A 26,146-nucleotide genomic window follows, 5' to 3' on the forward strand; every position below is an offset into this window, starting at 1 on the left:
TTTAGTGGTAACTATTCTTGACATAGCTCGAAAAGCAGGAGTCTCTCATGGTACAGTATCCAATGTTATCAATGAAAAAGGAAACGTTAGTGTCGATAAAATAAAAAAAGTTAGAGCCGCTGCAGAAGAACTCGGATATACAATAAATAATAATGCAAAATTGCTGAGAGCAGGGGAATCAAATACAGTTTGTCTAGTGATTCCTAATATTGATCGCAAAGAATACTTAGAATTATTTGAAGGTCTAAACCATCAATTTCAAAAAAATGATATTAAATTTTTATTATTTATAACGAATGATAATCAACAAAAAGAATTATCATGTTTAAAGAAAATAGCAAAAGAGAATCCAAAGTATATTATTTCAATTACATCATTGAATGATTGTAAGGATTATGAGAAAGAACTCTCTATCGATAAATCGAAAATATTATTTATTAATAGAAAACCTAAAAATGCAAAAAATTTTATTTGCTTCGACTTTAAACAAGCAGCTATTGATATTATAGACTTTTTTGAGAGGAAAAAGGTTGAAAATCTTTGCTTAGCCTTTCACGATGAAACATCAACAAATCAAAAAGAATTATTAAATGCAATTAAAAAATACAATAAAATTATTGATATTACAGTTATCCCTTCAGATTCTTTAAAGAATTCGAGTATAGCATACGATGTGTTAAAAAATTATAATTTTGATGCGGTATTAATTAACGGAACGTCTAATTTAAATATATTAAATAAAGTACTATATTTCAGGAGAAATATAAGATTACCGATTATTGTTACAATAGGTGCCCATCCTGAAGTTTATAGTGAAAACATTTTTAATTATTTTCAAAATTACTATTCCTTAGGTTTAAATATTGCGGATAATATTCGAGAAAATAATAATTTTTCTAGTAATGCTTTGTGTCAAAATGAAGGGTTTGATTTATTGTTTGAGAAATTAGAAGAAAATAATACTATATTAAAAGTTCTAACTTTAAAATCACCTTCAGCATTAGCGCTGGAGAAACTAGTACCTGATAATATAAAATTAGATATCAAATCGTATGAAGAAGTATTAGAAATAGTAAGTAGTGATTTATATAAAAATTATGACTTAATTCGAATTGATATGGCGATTTTTCCATGGATAGGAAAAAAAGTGTTTAGAAAACTGAATGGTTTAAACAATGATGTTGACAAATTAATTAATGGTTTAGATACAAAAACTCAAAATTATTATAGTTGCATAGGAGACTATTCATATGGTTTACCGTTGGATCCTACAGTTCAAATGATGTTTTATAGAAAAGACATATTTGAAGATGAGATTATTAAACGAATTTATTTTAAAGAAAACAAAACAGAATTGAAACCACCTGAAAGTATAGAAGATTTTGATAAAGTAATGAAATTCTTATACAACCAATACATTAATAATAAAAAAGTTATGCCTAAATCAGTGAATGTAAAAAATCCGATATTGATAGCTGCCGAGTTTTTAGGCATATATTATGGTTTAGGTGGGCAAATTATTAATAAAAATATTGAATTGAATGTGAAAATTGGAAAAGAAGCGATAGAAAAATATTTTGAATTAATGCATTATAGTAAAAAAGAAGAAGCTGATTGGTGGAATGAAAGCATTGATTCATTTATTAATGGACAAACATTGATGGTAATAGGTTTTGTAAATCATTTGTCAATTACTGCTTTATCCGATATTTGCAATTGTATAGGGTATTCTAAAGTTCCAGGTAACAAACCTTTACTCGGAGGAGGAGTCATTGGTATTGTCAATACTTCCCGTAATATTGATGCTGCTATTGATTTTATTCTATGGCTTAATAGTAAGACAATTTCAAAAGAAATTACCCAGTTAGGAGGATTAGGAGCTCAAAAAAGAGTTTATGAAGAAAAAGAAATACATAAACTATATCCTTGGTTAAGATATATGGAGGAAAGTATTGCAATTGGTGTACGACCAATAAAGCATAGTCACAATTATGCTATTAATATTTATGAAATTGAAAATATTATTGGGCATATAATTAAAGAAAATATTAATAATCAAAAACTTGATTCAGAAGATATCATTAATCAAATTAATTTGAGTCTTAGAACTAAAAAGTTAAAGAAAAAACTTACTTAAAGAAAAACTCAGCAATCGTATTATAAGATTTGCTGAGTTTTCTCTTATTCTATCACTTGCATCACCCTTGCCGGCACACCAGCAACGACAACATTATCAGGAACGTCTTTCGTTACAACGGCACCACTAGCAATAACAACGTTATTACCAATGGTCACACCTGGATTAATCACACTACGGCCACCAATCCAGCAGTTATCACCGATGACTACGGGTTTCGCATATTCTTTGCCACTATTACGCTGGGCAGGATCAATCGGATGTGTTGCAGTATATATATGCACGCCTGGTGCAATCATACAATTGTCACCAATGGTTACCGGTGCAACATCTAAAATAGTTAAATCATGATTAGCATAAAAGTTTTCACCCACATGAATATTATAACCATAGTCGCATCTAAAATCTGTTTCTATCGTTACATTTTCTTTCGTAGATCCAAGAATGCCTTTAATACGTTTCTTACGTTCATCCTCTAGATTCTCAGGTGTATTGTTATATGCTCGGACAGTAATTTTAGCATTCATACGATCGTTTTTTAACTCGACATCTTGAGGATCGTACATTAATCCTGCTAACATTTTTTCTTTTTCCGTCATGATCATCACCTATTTCATATAAGTTAATCTTGCAAATGCATCGTGCTGGTGAATTGATTCTTCATTACGGCATTCAATCGTAAAGCCACGAATGAAATCTAATTCTACTAAATCAGCTGCAATTAAACGTAATAAATCTTCTACAAAACGAGGATTTTCATATGCACGTTCTGTTACTGATTTCTCGTCCGTACGTTTTAAGATAGGGTACAACATCGAACTCGCGTTAACTTCCATTGCCTCTAAGATTTGCTCTTTAAAGTTCTCCGGTAATTCACTTTCAGGTGCAAAGTCGGCTTTCACTGTCACGATGCCACGCTGATTATGTGCTGAATACTCACTAATTTCTTTTGAGCAAGGGCAAAGTGTTGTGACCATTGCTGTTAGCGTTAATGATTTACTTACGACTGACTCGCCTTCAACTGTCATTGAAAATCTTGTATCCGCATGTCCAACCGCACGTAAATTCGTTACTGGACTGAAACGGTCAAAGAACCATTTCGCATCAACATCAACCGTTGCGTCCTTTTGATGCATAACCGTTTGTAACGTGATCAATACAGCTTTCAATGTATCAAAATCTAACGCTAAGCCATTATCATAATGTGCTTCAACAGATTCTAATATACGGCTCATGTTAATGCCTTTTTCGTCTTTTGCTAAATGTGTGGAAAGACTAAATGTACCTGCTGTTTGATAGCCATCTAAACGTACAGGATATGTTAAATTCTTAATTCCGACGTGATCAATTTCAAATAAAAAGTCTTTTTTTGAACTTTGAAGATCCGTCATTTTTTCCTTCTCAGTAGGTTTCGTACCTTTAATAGGATCTACTGAACCAAAATGTTTCCAACGGCCTTCACGTGTATTTAAATTATATTGCTCCATGTCATTCTCCTAATTAAAGTTCATATTGATAGAAGCGTTCTTTACGCAGCCACATATCTTTTGCTGCTTCCGCTTCTTGTGTATTTGCTGCTAAATTTTCTAACATAGGTCCTGTTTGAGATGCATGTGCACCTAATACATTCATTTTTCTATCTTCATAACCAGCGATATCATTAATAATATTAGGTTCGCCAATATTCTCAACAGCATCATTACTAAATGCAACTAAATGTAATTTCGGCTTGTTACCTTTCATACGACGTACCGCTTCAACAACAGCATCTGCTGTCGCTTCGTGATCCGGATGGACTGAATAGCCTGGATAGAAAGAGATGATAAGTGATGGATTGAGTTCATTAATTAAACGCATTACCATATCAACTAAATCATCTAGTAATTCGAATTCTAACGTCTTGTCACGGTATCCCATTTTACGTAAATCTGTAATACCCATCACACGACACGCATCTTCTAATTCTTTCTCACGGATCTTCGGTAACGTTTCACGCGTTGCAAACGGTGGGTTACCTAAGTTACGTCCCATTTGTCCTAATGTTAAACATGCATAGGTCACGGGTGTGCCTGCATCAATATGTTTCATAATCGTACCTGATACGCCGAATGCTTCATCATCCGGGTGAGGGAAGATTACGAGTACTTGTCTTTCTTGTTCCATCTCTATTTCCCCCTTACACCTCAAACGGCGTTTCACTGATTTCAAGTGCTGCTGCCAGCTGTCCTTGATAATTTAATCCAGCCATTAAGAATCGACCTTCTGCATCAATCTCAAAATGCGTTAAACCTTGGACATAAATCCAGCCGCCATCTAATTTTAATCCGACACGGAATGGCTCTTTACCGCCACCTGTAATAATACCTTGAATATATGATACTTTAATATTGCGTAAAAATGTACCTGCATTGAACACTTTTTCGTCAAAGTGGCTTGCATAAGCACCGTTTGTTGTCTCTACATGTAAATAAACAGGTTTATTTTGAAACTGATTCAATAATTCCTGCACTTGTTGTTTTTCGATTAATTCCATCATCATTACTCCTCAAAGTTTATACTAGACTATTTTACTAAATATATTGTAAAAATTATACCTTTTGAGCTTGGTAACGATAAAAAGTACAAAAAAGCTGAGACAAATGTCCCAGCCTCAAAGTCACTAAACTTCTTTCGTTGTTACTTCAATTTTTTCTACGTGGTTGTATGCACCGTGATTCACAGGACCAACGAATTCATTCATCTTCCAGCCATGTTTGATTGCTGAAGCAACAAACCCTTTCGCTGCGATAACCGCTTCACGAGGTGATTTACCTAATGCTAAGTTCGCTGTTGTTGCAGCTGCAAATGTACAACCTGCACCGTGGTTATACGATGATTGGAATTTATCTGTAGTCAGTAATGTGTAAGTTTCACCGTCGAAGTATAAATCTAATGCTTCATCAGATTCTAACGCTTTACCACCTTTAATGATAACGTGTTTCGCACCGCGGTCGTGAATAATCTTAGCTGCTTCTTTCATTTGATCGATTGTCGTTAATTTACCTAAACCAGATAATTGACCTGCTTCAAACAAGTTTGGTGTTACGACAGTTGCAAGTGGTAATAAATATTTGATCATTGCTTCTGTATTGCCTGGATTTAATACTTCGTCTTCACCTTTACATACCATTACTGGGTCTACAACGAAGAATTGCGCATTTGAATCTTTGAAAGCAAGTGCAGCACGTTCAATGATTTCTTCAGTACCTAACATACCTGTCTTAATTGCATCAGGACCGATAGATAAAGCTGTTTTGATTTGTTTATCTAATAATTCAATCGGTAAAGGTGTAACGTCATGTCCCCAAGTTTCAGGATCCATTGCTACAACAGCTGTTAAAGCGACCATACCATATGTGTTGTATTCCTGGAATGTTTTTAAGTCCGCTTGCATACCCGCTCCGGCACTTGTATCAGATCCTGCAATTGTTAAAATCTTTTTTAAGCTCATCATTCATTTCCCCTAATTAGTTATTTGTTATATTATCATATCATTATTATGTATTTTAAAAAATAAATAAATTCAAAGGTATGTTACAATTTTGTAGAGGTGAGTATATGGATTGGCAAACAATTTTTCATGACATAAAAAATAAACATGATTTTTCGCAAATGGAAGCATTTTTAGAAGATGTCTATCAAACGAAAACGATATATCCACCCCGTGAGGCGATATACAATGCATTTACATTAACGCCGTTTGACGCAGTTAAAGTGGTTATTATCGGGCAAGATCCTTACCATGGACCTAATCAGGCTCATGGGCTGGCATTCTCTGTGCAACAAGGCACGAAGCTACCGCCATCTTTACGTAATATATATAAGGAACTAGAAAGTGATTTGAAAGTTACGAGGATGACGGGTGATTTGACAGGATGGGCGAAAGAGGGCGTATTACTCTTAAACAGAGTTCTGACTGTTGAAGAGAAGATGGCGAATGCGCATAAAGATATCGGATGGGAAATATTTACGCGTGCCATTATTGAATCTATTTCTGCACATAAAGATCACGTCGTCTTTGTACTGTGGGGAAGTCCTGCGCAAACGTTAGCCCAATTTATTAATACTGATAAACATACGATTATAAAAAGTGCTCATCCGAGTCCATTGAGTGCATATAGAGGGTTCTTTGGGTCGAAACCATTCAGTCAAATTAACGAGGATTTGCAGAGACACGGATTAACGCCTGTTGATTGGGCAAGGGAGGAATTATAATGAACGATAAATTAATCGCGCAATTATCGCAGGAAATCGCGAATTTAAAGCAGGCGAAGAGTAATGCTGAATTCAATAAACATTTATATGCGATTGAAATGTTAGCGCGTTTCGGTCAAACTGAAGAGAGTGGCGTAGTGATGCCACAAACACCGGTACAACAAACAAATGTTAGTCGAAGTACTGGGCCGCATGCAGGCATTACGACAGAAGAGCTGAGAATGATGGGGGCGAAAGTTGTTGCCAACGATAGTAAAGTAGCGACAGATGATGGATTTGGTAATGGAGATTCAATTTTTGACTTTTAAACTATAGCGAGGAGGAAGCGGAAATGAAATTATTTTTAATTATTGGTGCGATTAATGCGATGATGGCAGTTGCTTGTGGAGCATTTGGTGCGCATGGATTAGAAGGTAAATTAACTGAAAAGTATATGAGTATATGGGAGAAAGCGACAACATATCAAATGTATCATGCATTAGGATTACTGGTGATTGGTATATTAAATGGCACAACGAAAATGAATTTAGTGCCGGCAGGATGGATGATGACGTTCGGGATTGTATTCTTTAGTGGGTCTTTATACATTTTAGCATTAACACAAATTAAGATTTTAGGTGCGATTACGCCAATCGGTGGTGTATTATTTATCGCAGCGTGGGTAGCTTTAGTGATAGCGGCTATGAAACTATAATAAATAAGGGCAAATGTGATCAGTTCACATTTGCCCTTATTTTTATTAATTATTTAGCTTGCGTTGGATTGTTACGTTGTTGTTGAGCACGTTTCTCTAATTGAGCTTTAACGATTGGAATGATAATCGGACTTAATTTAATAATTAAACGAACTAATTTATTCATAGTCATTTGCCTCATTTCTATAAGTTGTATTACTCACTATATAACCGTATTTTGAGGCAATAAACATATTAATGTCTATTTCTTAATACGAAGTAGAACGGTATGCCGATAATAACGAGAATAACGCCAAGCATTGATCCGACAAAGTCACTCATTAATGTACTGATGATAATAAAGAATCCACCTAATAATGCAATAATCGGTACAATCGGATAAAGTGGCACTGAGTAGTCACGTTTAACCCCTTTATTACGTTTACGAAGGATAAATAAACCAATAAATGCAGCACTATAGAATAAATAAATAATGAAAATGCAAATTTCTGATAAGTAATCCGCATTAACGATTTTAGGGATAATGATTGTTAATAATAATAAAATCATACTAATAATATATACCCCAATAAGTGCTCCAATTGGCGTCTTGAACCTTGGGCTCACATAGCTGATGGCTTTATCGAATGGTAATAAATGATCATCAGCCATCGCGAATGGAATACGTGGGAATGTCATAATCTTACCGTTTAAACATCCGAAGATTGAAATAATAACCCCAATGTTAACGACTTTAGAACCGAAATCCCCGAATAATATTTTCGCTGCTTCTGCTGAAGATGTATTGCCTAATCCAACTAAAGTTTCAGCTGGGATAACGCGTAATACTGCAAAGTTGATTAATACATATGCAAGTGTAACTGTACCAATACCTGCCATCATTGCAAGTGGTAAGTTACGTTTCGCATTTTTCATTTCCCCTGTTAAGTTTGTTAATAGAATCCAGCCGTCATACGCAAATAATGTCGCAAGGACAGCACGGCCAAAGTTAATTTCTTCTTGATTTTTAATCAAGCTTGTAACGTCGTGACCAAACACGCCTTCTTTTCCCCATAATAAACCGAAAATGATAATCGCAAATACAGGAATCAATTTACAAACTGTCGTAAATGTTTGCATCGCACCGCCTAAACCTGTGCCCATAATATTTAAAATAACAAGAAACGTAAAGGCTGCAATACCAATCCAGATACCTAAAGCAGGATCTAATTCAAAAAAGTTTGTTACTAAAATACCAAAGAATAATGATAAAGACGCAATAACTGCGGGACCATAAATAACGGTTTGCATCCATCCTGTTAAGAATCCCCAGAATGGTCCGTAAATATCACGAATATAAGCATAAAGACCACCTGTTTTTGGAATTTGTGCGCCGACTTCTGCAATTGTAAGTCCTGCAGCTAATGTTAATATTCCCCCAACGACCCATGCCCAAATTGCTAAATCACTCGTACCGGCATGATTGAGTACGACAGAAGGTTTAACGAACACACCAGAACCGATAATTGTTCCTATAACAACTGTAATGGCTGTCCAGAATCCAATCGTTTTCTCGAGTGCTTGTTCTCCGTGTTGTTTGTTCATAAAACTTCACCCCTTAATCTATTTCTTAAGTTCAATATATCACGAAATAAAGCGCTATCAATATAAAAATTTGATAAAAAACATAAAAAATTTTGTATTTTTTTAAATACAGGTTGAAAATGATTCTCAATTTGGTATAGTAATAACTGATAATGATTCTCATTGATAATTATTATCAGTTGAGCTGGAAATTCCGGATGAAGAGTGCACTTATTTATGGAGTATCAGCAAATATTAAATATACATAACGAAGGAGAGTTAATTGTGAAGCGTTTTTCATTATTTTTAGTCGCATTACTTGTAATGCTTACAGTTGCTGCTTGTGGTAGCAAAGAAACAAAGAAAGAAACAGAGGATAAAGATTCGAAATCAGCAAGTTCAATTGAAGTTGAAAGAACTTACTTGAAATATGGAACGAAGCCTGATGGTTCTGACTCAAAAAAAGTCACTGAGAAAGTGAAAGTCCCTTTAAATCCTAAAAAGGTTGTCGTTTTTGATTTTGGTACATTAACAACAATGAAAGATTTAAAAGTTGAAGATCGTGTTGTCGCATTACCTAAAGGTGAAAATGATTCATTATTACCGAAATTCTTAAGTGACTTTAAAAATAAAAAATATGAGAACTTAGGCAGCATGAAAGAACCCAACTTTGAGAAAATCGCGGAGCTTTCACCTGATCTTATCTTAATCAATGGTCGTCAGGCAAATACGAAAGTATTAGACGAATTAAAGAAAGCAGCGCCTAATGCAGCAATACTTTATTCAGCACCACAAAACGATCGCTATATTGATAGTGTTAAAGAAAATACTGAAACTTTAGGGAAAATCTTTGGTAAAGAAAAAGAATCAAAAGATTTAAATAAAAAATTAGAAGATAAAATTGCGTCGGCTAAAGAAAAAATTTCAAAAGCAAAAGAGAAAGCGTTATTCCTACTTGTTAATGAAGGTGAGTTATCAGTCTTCGGTCCGAAAGGTCGTTACGGATTCTTATATGAAGATTTAGGCGTTAAAACGGCTGATGAAAATATTAAGCCTGATACAGGACATGGTCAGCCAGTTAACTTCGAATATTTAAATGCTAAAAATCCGGATTTAATCTTTGCGATGGACCGTGGTGTAGCGATTGGTGGTAAAGCGACAAGTAAGCAAACACTGTCAAACGATGTTGTTAAGAAAGTAAACGCAGTGAAAAATGATAAAGTTGTCGATTTTGATCCATTCTTATGGTACTTAGCAGGTGGAAGTCCGACAACAACAATTCAACAAATCGAACAAGTAGAAGCAGCATACAAATAAAGATGACATGACGATATTTTGAGGGTCAGATAAATATTATTTATCTTGCCCTCTTATGTCTGTTTTAAGTATCCATTTGTTAGGAGCTAATTATGAAGATATTATATGCAGGTCTCATACTCTTATTACTATCTGTAATATCGGTGTTTATCGGTGTTGTAGAGATTTCACCGAAAAGTTTAATGCATTTAACAGAGAATCAATGGAATGTTTTATTAAATAGTAGATTTCCACGTACGTTATCCATTATTTTAGCCGGAGCAGCTTTAAGTGTTGCCGGCCTACTGATGCAGCAATTAACGCGTAATAAGTTTGTATCGCCAACGACTGCCGGAACGATGGATTTCGCAAAGTTAGGTGTACTCGTATCAATGATTTTCTTTACGGAAGTTCATATTTTGATAAAGCTTACGATGAGTATATTGGCAGCCGTTATCGGGACGCTTTCATTTATGTGGATTGTAAAGAAGATTAAATATAAAGACGCAATATTTATACCGCTCGTTGGTTTAATGTTAGGTAATATTGTTTCAAGTATTGCAACGTTCTTAGCACTACGATTTAATGTTGTGCAAAGCTTATCTAACTTTTTTGTAGGGGATTTCTCGATGATCACGAAAGGGCGTTATGAAGTACTAATCTTAATTGTCCCGATGGTCATACTCGTTTATATCTTTGCGCATCACTTCACGATTGTCGGTATGGGTGAATCATTTAGTAAGAATTTAGGTATCTCTTATGAGAAAATGATGCACTTAGGCGTAATTATTGCTGCTGTTGTATCAGCGACAGTAGTCGTGACGATTGGGATACTACCATTCCTTGGGTTGATTGTTCCGAATATCGTTGCAATTTATGCAGGTGATCATTTAGAACGTGCGGTACCATATACTGCTTTACTTGGAGCGATTATAGTAATGATCGCTGATATCTTTAGTCGTCTGATTATATTCCCGTACGAGATTCCAATTGGATTAACTTTAGGTATTCTTGGCAGTGTTGTATTTTTAGTTATTTTACTGAAAAGGAGAAATTCATATGCATCCTAATATGAAGAAAATTATGATGTTAATCCTCGTTGTAGTGTTGCTAATCACTGGATTTATCCTAATTCAACTTAACTTTAATGCACTCAACTATTTATTGCCGACGAGAATTCGAAAGGTTATTGCGATTATCCTGGTAGGAGCAGCGATTGGTGTATCATCTCTCATTTTTCAGACGATTACTGAGAATAATCTATTAACACCGTCTGTTATTGGTTTGGATGCTGTATATTTATTCTTACAGACGATGATTATCTTTATATTCGGTCAAATGGGAGACCAAATCTTTAATGTCTATACGAATTTTGCATTATCAGTCGTTTGTATGATTGTGTTTACATTACTGCTCTTTAGACTGGTCTTCAAAAATTCAACTTCTGTTTATTTCGTATTATTGTTTGGTTTGGTGATGGGGACATTCTTTCAAAGTTTATCAAGCTTTATGAATATGGTGATGAATCCGGATGACTTCCTATTAGTACAGGATAAACTCTTTGCCAGTTTCAATACGGTGAATGAAAAGTTACTGTTCATTAGTGCAATCATTATCATATTATCGCTCGTTTATATCTATAGAAATAATTACCGTTTAGATGTCATGAGGCTTGGTAAAGACCATGCGATTAACTTAGGTGTAAACGTTAATCGTCTGACAAAAGCAATGTTATTAATTGTCTCAATATTAGTAAGCGTTTCTACTGCGCTTGTTGGTCCGATTACATTCTTAGGCATTATCGTGTGTAATATCGCATACCAGTATTTAAATACATACAAACATCAGCCGCTAGTAATCGCAACGATACTCATTTCTATCATTACATTACTAATGGGTCAGATGGCTAATCAATATTTGTTTGAAGGCAGTTCTGAGATAACGATTATGATTAACTTATTCGGTGGTATTTATTTCATTTACCTACTATTCAGGGAGGGTGCACATGATTAACGTAAAGCATATTTACAAAACAATTGGTAAGAAAGAAATATTAACAGATGTATCAGCAACAATTAATAAAGGTAAGATTACGGCGATTATAGGGCCGAATGGCGCCGGGAAATCAACGTTATTATCAGCGATTACACGACTATCAGACTTTGATAGTGGGGAAGTGTTGCTTGATGACAAACCGTTACACAAGATGAAATCTGAAGATATTGCGATGCAACTTGCTGTACTAAAGCAAAGTAACCATACAAACTTGAAGATTACAGTTCGTGAGCTTGTTAACTTCGGACGATTTCCGTATTCGAAAGGCAGACTGACGAAAGAAGATCAACGTATCGTAGATGAGGCGCTGGAATACTTAGTGCTGGAAGAAATTCAGGACCGCTATGTTGATGAATTAAGTGGGGGTCAGAAGCAACGAGCGTATATTGCGATGACGTTAGCACAGGATACGGATTATATCTTTTTAGATGAACCATTAAACAATTTGGACATGAAACATTCTGTTCAGATGATGCAGTTGTTACGACGTTTAGTCCGTGAGAAAAATAAAACAATTGTGATCGTAATTCACGATATTAACTTTGCATCTTGCTATGCAGATGATATCATTGCACTTAAGGACGGAGAAGTGTTACTTGAAGGTCCAAAAGAAGAGGTCATTACGACTGAGAAATTGAAAGCCGTGTATGATATGGATATCAATATTGAATGTATCTTCGGTCAACAAATTTGTGTATACTTTGATGATGAGAACATGTCGGTGGATGAATTTATTGAAGAAGTGCAAGTCGTCTAAAATCTAAAATAGAGAAGAGAAGCTAATGATGAAAGAGATATTTACGAAGAAATTTCTAATGATGATACTTGTATTGTTGGGGATATTTGCTATTGGGATTACTATACAGAATTTAATGAACCCACAGCAATTTCCGAAAGTGACGAAAAGTCAGATTGCAGATTTTGAGAAGATGCGCTTTAAGACGCAGGATGAAGCTAGTGAAGCGGTGAAAGAGAAGTTGTTTAAGGGTGTGAAAGAAAGCAGTTTATCTTTAGCTTCACATGAAGGTACACCAGGGATTGGGATTCATGCTTTTTATGATGGAAAGACGAAAGATTATGTAACGACGTATTATGTCATTAAAAATAAAGCCGACTATCAAGTGAAAATCGGTAAAGTGAATGTGACGTATCAAAAAGGTGATAAAAAAATGTGGACCGATAACATCGATGGTCATCAATATGATTGTTATATTAATGATTACCGACGATTCAGAGATGATATTGCAAAAGAGGGTACAACATCAACAGCACCATTGCATAATGACGGAGCAATTCATATCGTTCAGAAAAAATAAAACTAGGAATGGGTTTATTTTTTTTATCCAAAAAAGTATACAAGTGGACTTGGTTGTTTAGTATGGAGGTGTTGACGGATCGTTGATGGAGATTGCCCGTTGAGCACTACTATACGTACAAAAATCAAACAAAATGCCCGTTTAGTATAACCAAACGGGCATCGTCACAACGCATATTAAACTGTAAATAAACCTTGTAAATCTTCTGTTTTTAAGATGTTACCAACATAGAATGAACCGAATTCACCGTAACGTGCTGATACTTCATCGAAACGCATTTCGTATACTAATTTCTTGAATTGTAATACGTCATCAGAGAATAATGTTACACCCCACTCGTAATCATCAAATCCGACAGAACCTGTGATGAACTGTTTCACGATACCTGCGTATCCGCGACCAATCATACCGTGAGAACGCATTAAACCTTTACGGTGATCCATGTCTAACATGTACCAGTTATCTTCGCCTTGTCGACGTTTGTCCATTGGGTAGAAACATACATATTCAGAACGTGGTAATTCTGGATATAATCTTGCTTTAATATGTGGATTTTCATATGGATCTTCATCAGAACCTTGTGCAAGGTAGTTACTTAACTCAATCACTGAAACATATGAATATGTTGGGATTAAGTAATCACGGATTGCTAATTTGTTGAATTCCGTTTCAACAGCTGTTAAATCTTTCATTTCAGGACGTAACATCCAAAGCATTAAGTCCGCTTTTTGACCTGTAATGTTATAAAGTGCGTAAGAACCTTCTTTCGCCACATGATTAGCTTCTAATTTATTGATGAATGCACTTAATTCGTCTACCATTTTTGTACGGTCTTCAGCTTCAACTAATTTTAAACTTGTGAAGTCAATTGCGTAGAATAAGTGTAAACTATACCAACCATCTAATGTTTTTGCTGCTTCGTTCATTATTCATCTCTCCTCTAATTGTAATCATTATCATTCTATCATATCTAAATTAATATGTATCTTCGTAGAAATATTAAATTGATAACGTGTAATTTCTATAAAAAGAGTCTATAATGAGTGATGGGGATGAATTAAAATATTCGGGAGGCTATTATGGCTAAATTATTAGATGTATTAAATGAAAAACTTTCAGGTAAAAACGTTAAGATTGTATTACCAGAAGGTAATGACGAGCGTGTATTACAAGCTGCTGTTGAATTACACAAAGGTGACAAAGTATCACCAATCGTATTAGGTAACGCTGAAGAAGTTAAAGCACTTGCTGAAAAGTTAAATATTTCAATCGAAGGTATTGAAGTAATCGATCCAACAACAAGTGAATTACGCGAAGAGTTAATCGCGAAATTTGTTGAACGCCGTAAAGGTAAAGCAACTGAAGAACAAGCAACAGAAATGTTAAAAGACCCTAACTACTTCGGTACAATGTTAGTTTACACTGGCCGTGCTGCTGGATTAGTATCAGGTGCTGCACATTCTACAGCTGACACTGTACGCCCTGCATTACAAATCATCAAGACGAAACCAGGCGTATCTCGTACATCAGGTGTATTCTTCATGATTCGTGAAGACGAGCAATATTTAATGGGAGATTGTGCAATCAACCCAACATTAGATGCAGCTGCTTTAGCTGAAATCGGCATCGAATCTGCTAAGACAGCAAAAGCATTCGGTATGGAACCTAAAGTTGCAATGTTAAGTTTCTCTACTAAAGGTTCAGCGAAAACACCTGAAACTGAAAAAGTTGTAGAAGCGACTAAATTAGCACAAGAAAAATTAGCATCTGAGTCTGACTTAGAAGGCGTAGTAATCGACGGAGAATTCCAATTTGATGCTGCATTCGTACCATCAGTAGCAGCGAAAAAAGCACCAGAATCACCAATTCAAGGTGACGCAAACGTATTCGTATTCCCTAGCTTAGAAGCGGGAAATATCGGTTACAAAATTGCGCAACGTTTAGGTGGATTTGATGCAGTTGGACCAATCTTACAAGGATTAAATGCACCAGTGAATGATTTATCACGTGGATGTTCAACTGAAGACGTTGTATCATTATCAATCATTACTGCAGCGCAATCTTTATAATAGATGACAAAGTCAATTTTTGAAGAAAATTGGCAATACGTTGATCATACGCGAGGACTGCAGCCAATGCAGTCCTTTGCTTTTGATGATATGTATTGTCATTTGAATGGTCAGGAGAATCACGACAGTGTGGTACGCACGTGGATTCATGACCATGTTGTTATTCTGGGTATACATGATGCAAGACTCCCTTACATTGCAAAGGGTATCGAATTTCTTAACAATCATGGATATGGCGCAATCGTTCGTAATTCTGGTGGACTTGGTGTCGTACTGGATGCTGGAGTACTGAATATTTCACTCATATTTCCAGGTTCTATTACGTATCCGATAGATGCGGGGTATGAATTTATGTATGAACTGATACAGGAAATGTTTAAGGAGTATCATAAACACATCGAAGCGAAAGAAATCACACACTCATATTGCCCGGGTAGTTATGATTTAAGTATTGATAACAAGAAATTTGCCGGGATTTCTCAACGTCGTGTGAAAGATGGGATTGCTGTGCAAATCTATCTTTGTGTGGAAGGAAGCGGGAGCGCACGTGCTGAACTGATGCGACAGTTTTATGAAGTGGCACTTCGCGGTGAAACTACGAAATTCACGTATCCAGATATTGAGCCTGCATGTATGGCAAGCTTATCTGAATTGCTTGGGGTGGAGCTTACAGTGGATGAAGTAATCTTCAAATTACTGTACGCCATGAAAGATTTAGGTGCAACTTTATCAAATAATGAGATGACAGATGATATGTGGACGTTGTATAATAATTACTTCGAACGCATGATTGAACGAAATTCAAAAATAAAAATAAATCAAGGTGGTGAATCAAATGCGTAATAAGTTTCAAGTATGCGATGATTGCCAAGGTGTGTGTTTAAGAACATTACTACCGAAATTAGAGAAGTTAGATCCAGATGCTGAAGTTGAAATCGCATGCCAGTCTTACTGTGGACCTGGTAGACGAAAAACTTTCGCATTTGTAAATAACCGTCCTTTGGCAGCCGCAACTGAAGAAGAATTACTTGAGAAAGTAAAGAAACGTTTAGCACAGAAACGCGATCCGGAAGAGGAAGCGCGACTTGCGAAACGTAACGCAGAACGTAAACGTCGATTAGACGAACAGAATGCGAAGTTGAAAGAGAAATTGAATAGATAAAACATACTGTCGACAAAGCGGTTAGTCGCTGAAAAACTGGTGAAAACCCATCAGAAATCGTTCTTTGATTTAGGTTGAGTTTTGTTTTTGTCGAAAGGGCTGAAATGAGGCTGGGATTAAGTTCCCGGTCTTTTTTGTTTCTTAACCCTCTTTACAATCCTACATACTTCTTTAATGTAAATTTACATGAGTTTAACATCCTTTTGATAAGATTAATTTGTATAACTATAAGGTCGAATTAATAGAAGGGTGGAACGATTCGTGCAACGTATATTAATTACTGGTGCTCGTGCGCCAATTTCATACGAAGTTGTTCAGCAACAGGTCGCACTAGGCAGAACAGTATTCTTAACGGACTCTACCAAAAAGGTCAGCATCAAGAATTCTAAATTTATCGAAGCATTTATTCAAACGACGTCACCACGATTCTCTACTGAAGAATATATTAACGACATTAATAATATTGTTAAAGAACACAATATCGATTTAATCATCCCATTAAACGAAGAATCATTTTATTTATCATACATGAAAGACAAACTCATCGCGCCTGTATGGGTTGAAGATATCACTAAAATGCTTTCAGTGCATAACAAGTATAACTTCACAAAATTAATTGATGCGATGGGCTTTAAAGTACCAGATACGAAATATGTTATGAATCAGAATGACTTAACAACGTTTATAAACGATTTCCCGGGTGATGAATATATCGTTAAACAGCCTTACGGTCGTTTCGGTCAATCAGTGCGAAAACTTACACGTATGTCTTTAGAGAATGACAACATGATCGAGTTCCCATTCATGATTCAGACGCTAATTAAAGGTACTGAATGGTGTTCATATAGTTTTGCTAAAGATGGTGAAACTTTATCAACTTCTTTATATTTATCAAATACACACGATAGCTATAATTGTTCAACACACTTCACTTCTGAGAAGAATTCAGAGTTACAGGAGATTATTGAAGCAGTAATCAAGAACTTGAACTGGTCTTATCAAATCGCCTTTGACGTCATTAAATGTGACACAACTGGTGAATACTACTTTATCGAATGTAATCCACGTGCGACGAATGGTGCATTATTTATGCAACCTGAAGTATGGGAATTAAAGCAATGTGCACCGAAATACGAAGCACGTCAATTAATTTTCGTATCATTATATAACTTCATTATGCGACCTAAGAAACATAATTTAGAACGATTAAAATATGGAAAAGATATATTCTGGCACCCAAGTGAGAAATCAATATTCTTTGAACAAATCATCAGTGGTGCACAGTGGTGGTTTGAAGCGAAGACGCAGAAGACAACAGTTAATACGATCACAACGTATGATATCGAATGGAATGAAGACATTGTAAATCTATAGATAAAGAGGTTTTACGAATGGCGATTTATACCAATTTTGAGGATATCCCTTTTAACGAAGTGGATATCTCTCCTTTTAATAAGGCGTATTTAAAGTATATGATGGAGGGGATCCATCGTGGCATTGAGAATATTCATGCACGTGTTGAAGTCATTCTGCTAAACGGACAACTTATTCCATACAGTGTTAAAGATGGTGGGAATAAAGAGTCGTGGATTCATTCGTTCACAGGTCAATACATAGATGAAATGCATTCAGAAGTAGACCGCATGGAAATGCCGGGCGTTATTAAGACGTTAGCGAATCAACTTCTGAATATTGGTCGAACAATCTTAAGATTTACAGGTGAGAAGACGGTTACTGTATTTCCATCGTTTATGTCGACAACGATGTATGAAGGTTTTGAATTTGACCAAATACAAGAAGTGACAAGAATTCTTGTTGCAAGATTCCCGAAACATGCCATTGTTTATCGTACTTTAAATGATAAATTTCATCAGGAGAAGATGAAACAGTTAGCTGGAGTAGGTTATTCTGAGATGATTTCTCGTGCCATTTACATCTTTGCTCCAAGCGATGGACATAGCAAGAATGAACGTAAAGATTTGAAGAAAGATATGAAACGATTCGAGAAAAGTGGGTATACATTTACGAGTGAAATTAAAGACGATGAATTTAGTCAGTTGATGCCACTTTATAAACAAGTATATCTGGATAAGTATTCGGACTTTAATCCACATTACACGGAGGACTTCTTCAGATTTATATATAATGAACTGAATCTTGCATGGTTTGTTGTAAAAGACAGTGATCGTATCATTTCATTTATGGGTGTGAGTCAAACAGGAAATGTGTTATTCCCTGCGTATTTTGGAATGGATCAGTCAGTGAAAGGTTTATACTTTATGACAAGTGGGTTACTTTACAATTTTGCAAAGGACAATGGCTATCAAATCAATAACAGTGCTGGTGCGAAAGACTATAAATTAGCACGTGGTAGTAGACCATATTTAGAATATCATTATATTTACTATAAGCATTTAAAGATTGTGCCGTTTGTGAGTTATGCTTTATTCACTAAGGTAGCGACACCATTAGGAAAGTATCTACTAAAAAAGTTGCAGTTTAAGTAATTTTTAATAAATATATTTATTATTCTGACATTAATAATGTTATAATATGACTATCTTAATTTTAGGCGGTGATGCACATGTCGATAGAGATGAGACGTGCAACAATCAATGATTTGCCGCGTATTGTTGAAATTTACAATTCCACAATTGAAAGTAGATTAGTCACTGCAGACACTGAGCCTGTAACCGTAGAAAGTCGGACAGAATGGTTTTTAAATCATTCGGATAAGCGTCCGATTTTTTTATTTCTCAAAAATAATGCAGTTGCGGGATGGTTGAGCTTTGAGACATTTTACGGACGACCAGCATACGGTAAAACGGTTGAAATTAGTTTATATTTAGATGAAAGCTTCCGTGGCGTTGGGTTAGGAGACTATGCGGTGACTGAGATGAAGCGTATTGCAAATGAATTAAATATTGAAACGCTTCTGGCATTTACTTTTTCACATAATACACGTGCATTGAAATTATTTATGAAACATGGATTTATGACATACGGAGAACTACCTGATGTAGCGATTATGGATGGAAATTATTATTCCTTAACTATATTAGGATGTAAAATAGGAGGAAGCACAGATGGTGAACATTAGAAAAGCAACAAAAGAAGATGTACCTAAAATTAAAAAAATCGCGTCAATGGCGTGGTATGATACATATGCAAAAATCATGGAGGCAGGTACTATCGCGAAGTTCTTAGAAGCGGCCTATAATGATGAACGTTTAGAGAGAAGAATTGATGACTCATTATTTTTAGTTGCTGAAAATGACGATGAAGTGATTGGCTTTGCGAACTTTATTAACGGGACAGAATTGTTCTTATCAGCAATTTATGTGAATCCTGCGTTTCAAAGAAAGCATGTCGGTGCTGATTTGTTAGAAGCGGGACTTGAATACTTTAATGAATACAATGAATTGTTCGTTGAGGTTGCCAGCAACAATGCACTTGCCCGTGCGTTCTATGACAAGACAGGATTTGAACTTGTACGTGAGTACGAAGAAGAACTGTTTGGAGAGAAAGTAACGACAGGGTTGTTGAAGAAAGATATATAAAATAAACAACCTTTGAAATGTGTATTGAGTGTGTATCTAAAATTTGTTATAATAACTATATAACTTCATCTCACTAGTACAGGAGGAAATGGCGAATGCCTAAGACCTATCGCCAAATACGAAAAATACTTCTAAAACATGGATTTATTGAATTATCTCGCCGTGGTAAAGGTGGTCACGTTATGTTCTATAATCCAACGAATAAAAGGAAAGTAACACTTCCGAGTCATTCTGGTGATATTGGATTGGGATTAGAGAAAGCAATTTGGAAACAGGCTGGATTAGAGGGAGAAAATATATAAATTAAAGTAGGTGAAGATATGCACAATTATATGCTTTATACTGCAGATGTTCGAAAAGAAAATAATCGTTATTGGGCTAATTTTGTAGAAATTCCTGAGGCATTCTCAGAAGCAGAAACAAAAGAAGAATTATATAGTGGATTAGTAGAGGCATTAGATGTTCATATTCTCTCGTTGATTGATTTAGGGGAAGCGTACCCGGAACCGATAAATGATGCAGCTGCAAAAGTTGAAGGTGATTTTTATATGACTATTCCAATGAGTGTAGATAGAATTATTCACAGTAAATCACCTAAATATGATAGAAGAAATGTGACAATTCCTCATTATCTAAATGAACTTGCAAAATCTAGAAATATCGAAGTTTCTAAAGTTCTTCGAGAAGCTCTGGAAAAAGAACTATTGCATTATTAATATAAGAATGAAACAGGTCTGGTAATTTTTTCTACCAGACCTGTTTTAATCTTTTATTTACTTCTCGTACACAGGTACCCATCCTGCTTCATCCACAAAGATGCGTACGGCTACAACTTTACGATTATCTGATAGTGTGAAGTAATGTCGAACATTTGGTGGTACGGAGATTAAATCTCCTGGATCTAAATGTACTTCAAAGAACTTCTCATCTTTACCTTGAATGACAAATACACCATTACCACTCACAATAAAGCGTACTTCATCATCTGTATGGTGGTGTTCGCGCTGGAAGTTCGTAAGTAATTCATCTAAGTTTGGTGTCGTATCTGATAAGCTAATCACATCACTTGCTTTATACCCACGACGCGCACTAATCGCATCGATTTCCTCTTTAAATGTGCTTAAGATTTCACTTTTATCTTCATCTGTTAAACTGTAGTTCTCTTTTAAGTTGTCTGGCAATTTTGTCGTATCCCACTGTTCATAGATGACTTCATTACTTTCTAAAAATGCGTGAATTTCCTCTTGATTATCTAAACGTTTACCTGTTTCCTGAAAAATTAAATATGCCATAATTATCTCTCCTCTTAGTTATTAATATATTGTCTTGCTGCTGCAAGTTGCAGATGATACTGAAATAAAAATTCTGCTGCTTCAAATAATTTATAGGCTTCTAATGTTGTCTTGCCCCAAGCATTAATACCATGGTTGCGAATCAGTACAACACCACTATCTTGTATGACGTGTTCGCCGAAAAGCTCTGCAAGGATGGTTACGTCAGCGGGGTTCTCGATAATGGGTATGCGCAGTACATCAGTTTCCTGCCATAATCCAAACGCTTTAATCAATTCCTGATTTCGAAATTCAACATAACCTTGATCACCATACAGTTCCGAAATTACATTATTCGCAACTGTATGGATATGAATTGATGCATTGGCATTACTTCGTTTAAAGATTTCTAAATGAAGTACCGTTTCAAGTGAAGGGACTAAATCGGTGTCAATCGGCTTTCCATCCATATCGACTTTCACAAAGCTTGTGTCTGTCGTTTCATATTTATCAACACCACTCGTCGTAACATACAAACTATGCGCATCAATTCGAACGCCTAAATTACCACTTGTGCCAGGGAAATGATTGTTTCTGGCAAGTCTTTCTTTAATGTGTGTAATGTCTAGTAATGCACTCATGAAATCACCTCGCTTAACTTAATATCATCAAATGTTTCAAAGTGATGATGGTCGATGCCTTTTTCACGTGCGAATTGAGTGAGCTTGGACGTTGTAAAAGCAACATCAGCGATTTCTAATAACTTCAAATCAGTAACACTATCACCGATTGCAATCACACGCTCTTCTTTAACCAGTTGTCTCACAATCGATGGTTTACATGTGCCACATTGACCCGTACATTGTGCATCGCATGGATGTGTCCATATGACTTCCATTGTACGACCGGAAAAATCCACCTCGTTCGCAAACGCTTGAGTAATCCCGTTAAACTGCTTTAAGATTGGATCGATAAAGAAGTGCATACCACCACTAATAATATAGAAAGGGATTTTTAATACACGCGCATCATCTAGTAACTTTTGAAAGCCAGGTCTTAATTTGACTTCCTCTAATGCAAACTGAATGACTTCATCTTTCTTATCGCATGGCAGTAAACGAAAGAGTTCAGTGACGCCATGTTGAATTGAAATCTCCTGATTCAGGATTTGTTTGACGATAGGTGTGCCATTATCTGGCGCAAAGCGCTTTATAATCGCTACAATCGTATCGGTTGCAGTAACCGTTCCATCAAAATCACATGCTATGATGTACCCCATAATGCCACCGCCTTATCGTAAGCTTCACCGCGAGCGCCAGTCTTATAATGGCTGATTGCTTGTAAGAACGCTTCTCCACCAGCAGTTGCACCGTCTGGATGACCATGTACACCACCGCCTGCATTAATTACGATATCTTCTCCAAAATCATCGATGATGCGTTTAACGAGACCTGGATGTACACCAGCAGATGGAACAGGGAAGGCACGTTTTATCGTACTTTCTGCTATTGCATCAGACACGATTTCTTTAGCGTCTCTCTCAGTTAATTCAATCGAGCCATACGGAACAGGGAAGAGAATTAAATCTGCACCAGCAATACGGGTAAGTTTTGCTAACAATAGATGATAACTTATACCGTAGTCAGGACTACCGCATAAGGCACCACTTAATGCAGGGTGTGCAAGAATGGGTAATCCTAAATCCAAATCACGGATACCTTTCAAAGCATCAAGACCGTATGTGTGTACATTGAATAATAACGCATTGGCACCTAAACTCTTCGCTCTATGCGCTTTTTGCGGTAGTTCAAAGACCGGACCAGATAAGTTCACTGCATATAGTACGCGACGGCCAGTTGTTTCATATATGTCGTCGAGTACACGTTTACCAATTTGAATACGTTCTTCAAACGGAAGTTCTGGCACGTCATACAAGATTTCATCATCTTTAATGATATCGACACTAAGCGCTTGTGCGCGTAGTTGGGTCTTAAAGAACTGTGCATCACGCCCGATGATGCCTTTAAAGATACTCATAACAAGTGGGCGATCATGGACGTTCAGTAACGCTCTTACACCTTCAATTCCAAGGGCTGGACCTTTAAAGTGTTTAATATAATCACCAAAATCAATATCTAGCAATTTTATTTTGCCATCGAGCGATAACTTACCGAACACAGTTGTCAGTATTGAAGAAAAATCAGGCGTAATATTATGCTCTGGGTAGGCGATTGAAATATTGTGAATACCTTTATCTTCATCAATAATTTCCTTGGAAATAACCTCACCTTTATATTTCTCTAAGTGCGCCTGATCTTCTTCAGTTAAATCAGTCCAGCTACCAACCGTTAATCCAATTGCTAACTTTTCTGCAATCGCATCAATATTAGATGGATTGTTGTGCAGCTGGTACTTCGCTATGATATGTGCCACGCTTTAGCCTCCTTTGTTTAAATTGTGCATAGTTGATAATCAGTGCGCCAGCTAATACTAAACCTTTAATAATATTCAAACCGTAATAAGGTACTGATAGCATGACGAGTCCATTTTCAAGAATTGCAATCAGTAATGCCCCTAGAAATGTCCCCATAATGTTAGGTTTACCTGATTTCGAAACAGTTGCACCGATAAATGCTGCGGCAACAGCAGTCATTAAATAGCCTGCACCTGAATTCACTTGAGCAGATGAAACTTGGCTTGCAAGTAAAATTCCGCCAAGACAAGCAAAAAATGCAGAAGCTAAATAGCTAATGATGATATACTTCGTTGTATTGATTCCACCAAATTGTACAGCTTGCTTGTTATCACCAATCATATACATGATTCGCCCTGGGTTTGTTCTATGTAGTAGGATGTATGTGATAAAGACAACAGTGAGCATTGCGATAATTAGAGGAACGGGTTCAGATAGAGCTTTAAAAGCATCAGGAATTTTACCTGTTGTAGCAACTCCATTTTGTCTTGTCATACCTTGACTGATTGATCCACCCTCTGAATATGTTAATGCGACACCTTCTACAATAAACATCGTTGCAAGTGTAGCGTATAAATCAGGTACTTTAAATTTAATAATGAGTACAATGTTAATAAATGCTACAAGTAGTGAAACTGCTAATGCTATAGCGATAGATAAACCGATATTCATTCCGTGCCACACAAATAGTGAAATAATAACAGCGTTACTTAATGTGACAGTTGAACCGACTGACAAATCAAAGCCGTCAACACTTAAACTAAACGTAATCCCGATAGCGACTATCGTTACAATTGCCATTCCACTAACAACTGAAAGTAAATTGTCGGTAGTTAAAAAATTGGGAGCCGTCACGCTAAATAGTATGACAAGCAATGTAATCACGGAAATCAAACCGTATTGTTTAAACTGCATGTTGAATTCCTCCGGTAGTTTTGTGTAATAAATCAGACTCAGACGTATTTATTGTTAATTGCTCATCAACGATGTGGCCTTTATATAATGTATATATGCGATCAGTAACATGCATTAATTCATTGAAATCACTGGAAGCATAAATAATAGTTTTTCCGTCAGCAGCCAATTGATTGATTATTTTAAATAAATCCTGTTTAGCACCCACATCGATACCAACAGTAGGTTCGTCCAGAATAAAAATATTAGACTGCTGATAAAGGCCACGTAATAAAACTACCTTTTGTTGATTGCCCCCGGACAATGATTGAACAGGCTGATTTAACGATTTGTATTTTAGGCCAATATTATTTGCTAGAGGTAACGTCAAACTTTCTTCATTTTTATTATGAGTAAAGAAATGATTACTCTTAAAACAAATATTATTCTGGATGCTATGAGGCATGACCAGACCATGTTTTTGGCGTTCTTCAGTACAATATGATATTTTTTCGTGAGATAAATTGTGGTATAGCCATTCGCATAATTCTGTTTTTCCTGCACCGACAAGTCCTGCAATACCAATGACTTCACCTTTAAAGCCATGAATATCAATGTTGTGTAATCGATCTGTCTTAATGTTCTGGAAAGAAAATACTTTATTAGCGCTTGAATGATTTTTCTTTGTATGTACGATACTTGTACCAGCGATTGATTGGTATAGTGTTTCAGCATCATATAAATTTGCTGGTGACGAATGAGAAATCGCACCATCTTTTAATACAGAAATGTCATCAGCTATTTGCAACAACTCTGGAATACGATGAGAAATAAAGATGATTGCCATATTCTCTTTTAACAACGCTAATTCCTTAAATAATATATCTACTTCACGTTGACTAAGAGATGCTGTTGGTTCGTCTAAAATCAGCAAACGCTTATTTTCTAAAATAGCTCGAACAATTACAAGAAGTTGTTTTTCAGAAACACTTAAGTCTCGGACGAAAGTATCTAGAGAAAATGATAGACCAAATTTATTGATATAGTCTTTTAATACTTGCTTACGCTGTTGTTTATACAAGAATCCTTTTGTTCGATCTTTATAGGTTAAATTGTCATAAACAGTTAAGGATTGAAATAATACTTCATCAACTTCTTGGGCGACATAAGCAATTTCATCAGAAAAGTTTGCAACTGATTTATTGTTAATCGAAAGCGTACCTTTTTGATATGCATATGAACCATTTAACACTTTCATCAACGATGACTTACCCGCTCCATTTCCACCGATAAGAGCATGAATTTTACCTTGATCAAAATGAATAGAAACATTTTTAAGAATATGGTGTGTGTTAATCGTCAAATCTAAATTAGAAACTTCGAAATGCATAGCGTTCAGTCC

At 35.8% G+C, this 26,146-nt stretch carries 31 protein-coding genes; 18 read left to right on the forward strand and 13 right to left on the reverse strand.

The window, feature by feature from the left end; all coding sequences use genetic code 11:
* Positions 1-4 precede the first annotated feature (4 nt).
* On the forward strand, positions 5-2,137 hold the full coding sequence (locus tag OCL94_RS06720; protein WP_262995812.1) for an extracellular solute-binding protein: 2,133 nt from the start codon (positions 5-7) through the stop codon (positions 2,135-2,137).
* A 44-nt stretch (positions 2,138-2,181) separates the two neighbouring features.
* On the opposite strand, the gene OCL94_RS06725 is transcribed toward OCL94_RS06720, so the two are convergent.
* The 5 genes from OCL94_RS06725 to thiD all read right to left on the reverse strand — a co-directional run bounded on the left by OCL94_RS06725 (position 2,182) and on the right by thiD (position 5,627).
* The gene (locus tag OCL94_RS06725) at positions 2,182-2,742 is read right to left on the reverse strand and encodes a sugar O-acetyltransferase (protein ID WP_317618547.1); all 561 of its coding nucleotides are present in this window, start codon (positions 2,740-2,742) and stop codon (positions 2,182-2,184) included.
* A 3-nt stretch (positions 2,743-2,745) separates the two neighbouring features.
* Positions 2,746-3,624: a GTP cyclohydrolase FolE2 gene (gene folE2 / locus OCL94_RS06730; RefSeq protein WP_262995814.1), complete on the reverse strand. Its 879-nt coding sequence runs from the start codon at positions 3,622-3,624 to the stop codon at positions 2,746-2,748.
* A gap of 13 nt (positions 3,625-3,637) precedes the next feature.
* Complete coding sequence (gene bshB2 / locus OCL94_RS06735; protein WP_262995815.1) at positions 3,638-4,300, reverse strand: bacillithiol biosynthesis deacetylase BshB2; 663 nt, start codon at positions 4,298-4,300, stop codon at positions 3,638-3,640.
* Positions 4,301-4,313: 13 nt separating this feature from the next.
* On the reverse strand, positions 4,314-4,673 hold the full coding sequence (locus OCL94_RS06740; RefSeq protein WP_262995817.1) for a YojF family protein: 360 nt from the start codon (positions 4,671-4,673) through the stop codon (positions 4,314-4,316).
* Between the two features lie 123 nt (positions 4,674-4,796).
* Positions 4,797-5,627 (reverse strand): bifunctional hydroxymethylpyrimidine kinase/phosphomethylpyrimidine kinase, encoded by an 831-nt coding sequence (gene thiD / locus OCL94_RS06745; protein ID WP_262995950.1) that lies wholly within the window; start codon positions 5,625-5,627, stop codon positions 4,797-4,799.
* A 107-nt stretch (positions 5,628-5,734) separates the two neighbouring features.
* Between thiD and OCL94_RS06750 the strand changes: the two genes are divergently transcribed.
* From OCL94_RS06750 to OCL94_RS06760, 3 genes are read left to right on the forward strand one after another with little or no spacing between them, the layout of a single operon-like run.
* The gene (locus tag OCL94_RS06750) at positions 5,735-6,391 is read left to right on the forward strand and encodes a uracil-DNA glycosylase (protein ID WP_262995819.1); all 657 of its coding nucleotides are present in this window, start codon (positions 5,735-5,737) and stop codon (positions 6,389-6,391) included.
* Positions 6,391-6,699, forward strand: coding sequence for a YwdI family protein (locus tag OCL94_RS06755; RefSeq protein ID WP_262995821.1), 309 nt, complete (start codon positions 6,391-6,393; stop codon positions 6,697-6,699). The genes OCL94_RS06750 and OCL94_RS06755 overlap by 1 nt, the downstream gene beginning before the upstream one ends.
* A gap of 23 nt (positions 6,700-6,722) precedes the next feature.
* Positions 6,723-7,085 carry a DUF423 domain-containing protein gene (locus tag OCL94_RS06760; RefSeq protein ID WP_262995823.1) on the forward strand — a complete coding sequence of 121 codons (363 nt, stop codon included), beginning with the start codon at positions 6,723-6,725 and terminating at the stop codon, positions 7,083-7,085.
* A gap of 234 nt (positions 7,086-7,319) precedes the next feature.
* Here the strand turns inward: OCL94_RS06760 and OCL94_RS06765 are convergent, their stop codons facing one another.
* The gene (locus OCL94_RS06765) at positions 7,320-8,669 is read right to left on the reverse strand and encodes an APC family permease (protein WP_262995825.1); all 1,350 of its coding nucleotides are present in this window, start codon (positions 8,667-8,669) and stop codon (positions 7,320-7,322) included.
* 264 nt (positions 8,670-8,933) lie between these two features.
* On the opposite strand from OCL94_RS06765, the gene OCL94_RS06770 reads away from it, so the two are divergent.
* The 5 genes from OCL94_RS06770 (at position 8,934) to OCL94_RS06790 (ending at position 13,315) form a co-directional block, all read left to right on the forward strand.
* Complete coding sequence (locus OCL94_RS06770) at positions 8,934-9,965, forward strand: siderophore ABC transporter substrate-binding protein (protein WP_262995827.1); 1,032 nt, start codon at positions 8,934-8,936, stop codon at positions 9,963-9,965.
* Positions 9,966-10,057: 92 nt separating this feature from the next.
* Positions 10,058-11,014: an ABC transporter permease gene (locus OCL94_RS06775; RefSeq protein WP_262995829.1), complete on the forward strand. Its 957-nt coding sequence runs from the start codon at positions 10,058-10,060 to the stop codon at positions 11,012-11,014.
* Positions 11,004-11,957 (forward strand): iron chelate uptake ABC transporter family permease subunit, encoded by a 954-nt coding sequence (locus tag OCL94_RS06780; protein ID WP_262995830.1) that lies wholly within the window; start codon positions 11,004-11,006, stop codon positions 11,955-11,957. The genes OCL94_RS06775 and OCL94_RS06780 overlap by 11 nt, the downstream gene beginning before the upstream one ends.
* Entirely contained in the window at positions 11,950-12,756 is an 807-nt protein-coding gene (locus tag OCL94_RS06785; protein ID WP_262995832.1) for an iron ABC transporter ATP-binding protein, read from the forward strand. Before OCL94_RS06780 ends, OCL94_RS06785 begins: the two co-directional genes overlap by 8 nt.
* Before the next feature lie 25 nt (positions 12,757-12,781).
* Positions 12,782-13,315, forward strand: coding sequence for a hypothetical protein (locus tag OCL94_RS06790; RefSeq protein ID WP_262995835.1), 534 nt, complete (start codon positions 12,782-12,784; stop codon positions 13,313-13,315).
* Positions 13,316-13,491: 176 nt separating this feature from the next.
* Here the strand turns inward: OCL94_RS06790 and hemQ are convergent, their stop codons facing one another.
* On the reverse strand, positions 13,492-14,241 hold the full coding sequence (gene hemQ, locus OCL94_RS06795; protein ID WP_262995837.1) for a hydrogen peroxide-dependent heme synthase: 750 nt from the start codon (positions 14,239-14,241) through the stop codon (positions 13,492-13,494).
* 153 nt (positions 14,242-14,394) lie between these two features.
* On the opposite strand from hemQ, the gene pta reads away from it, so the two are divergent.
* The 9 genes from pta (at position 14,395) to OCL94_RS06840 (ending at position 20,822) form a co-directional block, all read left to right on the forward strand.
* Positions 14,395-15,384 carry a phosphate acetyltransferase gene (gene pta, locus OCL94_RS06800; RefSeq protein WP_262995839.1) on the forward strand — a complete coding sequence of 330 codons (990 nt, stop codon included), beginning with the start codon at positions 14,395-14,397 and terminating at the stop codon, positions 15,382-15,384.
* Positions 15,385-15,387: 3 nt separating this feature from the next.
* Positions 15,388-16,227: a lipoate--protein ligase family protein gene (locus OCL94_RS06805; protein WP_262995841.1), complete on the forward strand. Its 840-nt coding sequence runs from the start codon at positions 15,388-15,390 to the stop codon at positions 16,225-16,227.
* On the forward strand, positions 16,220-16,546 hold the full coding sequence (locus OCL94_RS06810) for a YuzB family protein (RefSeq protein WP_233681957.1): 327 nt from the start codon (positions 16,220-16,222) through the stop codon (positions 16,544-16,546). Before OCL94_RS06805 ends, OCL94_RS06810 begins: the two co-directional genes overlap by 8 nt.
* Positions 16,547-16,807: 261 nt before the next feature.
* On the forward strand, positions 16,808-17,920 hold the full coding sequence (locus OCL94_RS06815; RefSeq protein WP_262995844.1) for an ATP-grasp domain-containing protein: 1,113 nt from the start codon (positions 16,808-16,810) through the stop codon (positions 17,918-17,920).
* A gap of 17 nt (positions 17,921-17,937) precedes the next feature.
* Complete coding sequence (locus OCL94_RS06820; protein ID WP_262995846.1) at positions 17,938-19,053, forward strand: GNAT family N-acetyltransferase; 1,116 nt, start codon at positions 17,938-17,940, stop codon at positions 19,051-19,053.
* A 77-nt stretch (positions 19,054-19,130) separates the two neighbouring features.
* Positions 19,131-19,646: a GNAT family N-acetyltransferase gene (locus OCL94_RS06825; protein ID WP_262995848.1), complete on the forward strand. Its 516-nt coding sequence runs from the start codon at positions 19,131-19,133 to the stop codon at positions 19,644-19,646.
* Entirely contained in the window at positions 19,633-20,106 is a 474-nt protein-coding gene (locus OCL94_RS06830; RefSeq protein WP_262995849.1) for a GNAT family N-acetyltransferase, read from the forward strand. The genes OCL94_RS06825 and OCL94_RS06830 overlap by 14 nt, the downstream gene beginning before the upstream one ends.
* Before the next feature lie 95 nt (positions 20,107-20,201).
* Complete coding sequence (locus tag OCL94_RS06835; RefSeq protein ID WP_262995852.1) at positions 20,202-20,408, forward strand: type II toxin-antitoxin system HicA family toxin; 207 nt, start codon at positions 20,202-20,204, stop codon at positions 20,406-20,408.
* An 18-nt stretch (positions 20,409-20,426) separates the two neighbouring features.
* A complete protein-coding gene (locus OCL94_RS06840) occupies positions 20,427-20,822 on the forward strand; it encodes a type II toxin-antitoxin system HicB family antitoxin (RefSeq protein ID WP_262995854.1) in 396 nt (131 codons plus the stop codon).
* A 57-nt stretch (positions 20,823-20,879) separates the two neighbouring features.
* On the opposite strand, the gene OCL94_RS06845 is transcribed toward OCL94_RS06840, so the two are convergent.
* From OCL94_RS06845 to OCL94_RS06870, 6 genes are read right to left on the reverse strand one after another with little or no spacing between them, the layout of a single operon-like run.
* Positions 20,880-21,398, reverse strand: coding sequence for a 1,2-dihydroxy-3-keto-5-methylthiopentene dioxygenase (locus OCL94_RS06845; protein WP_262995855.1), 519 nt, complete (start codon positions 21,396-21,398; stop codon positions 20,880-20,882).
* A gap of 14 nt (positions 21,399-21,412) precedes the next feature.
* A complete protein-coding gene (mtnB, locus tag OCL94_RS06850; RefSeq protein WP_262995857.1) occupies positions 21,413-22,018 on the reverse strand; it encodes a methylthioribulose 1-phosphate dehydratase in 606 nt (201 codons plus the stop codon).
* Positions 22,015-22,656, reverse strand: coding sequence for an MtnX-like HAD-IB family phosphatase (locus tag OCL94_RS06855; protein WP_262995859.1), 642 nt, complete (start codon positions 22,654-22,656; stop codon positions 22,015-22,017). Before OCL94_RS06855 ends, mtnB begins: the two co-directional genes overlap by 4 nt.
* Positions 22,641-23,810: a 2,3-diketo-5-methylthiopentyl-1-phosphate enolase gene (locus OCL94_RS06860; RefSeq protein WP_262995861.1), complete on the reverse strand. Its 1,170-nt coding sequence runs from the start codon at positions 23,808-23,810 to the stop codon at positions 22,641-22,643. Before OCL94_RS06860 ends, OCL94_RS06855 begins: the two co-directional genes overlap by 16 nt.
* Positions 23,764-24,765, reverse strand: a complete 1,002-nt coding sequence (locus tag OCL94_RS06865) for an ABC transporter permease (RefSeq protein ID WP_262995863.1) — start codon at positions 24,763-24,765, stop codon at positions 23,764-23,766. The genes OCL94_RS06860 and OCL94_RS06865 overlap by 47 nt, the downstream gene beginning before the upstream one ends.
* The gene (locus OCL94_RS06870) at positions 24,755-26,134 is read right to left on the reverse strand and encodes an ATP-binding cassette domain-containing protein (protein WP_262995865.1); all 1,380 of its coding nucleotides are present in this window, start codon (positions 26,132-26,134) and stop codon (positions 24,755-24,757) included. The genes OCL94_RS06865 and OCL94_RS06870 overlap by 11 nt, the downstream gene beginning before the upstream one ends.
* Positions 26,135-26,146: the final 12 nt, after the last annotated feature.

This window comes from Macrococcus capreoli (assembly GCF_025628935.1).
GTDB classification, from domain to species: Bacteria; Bacillota; Bacilli; order Staphylococcales; family Staphylococcaceae; genus Macrococcoides; species Macrococcoides capreoli.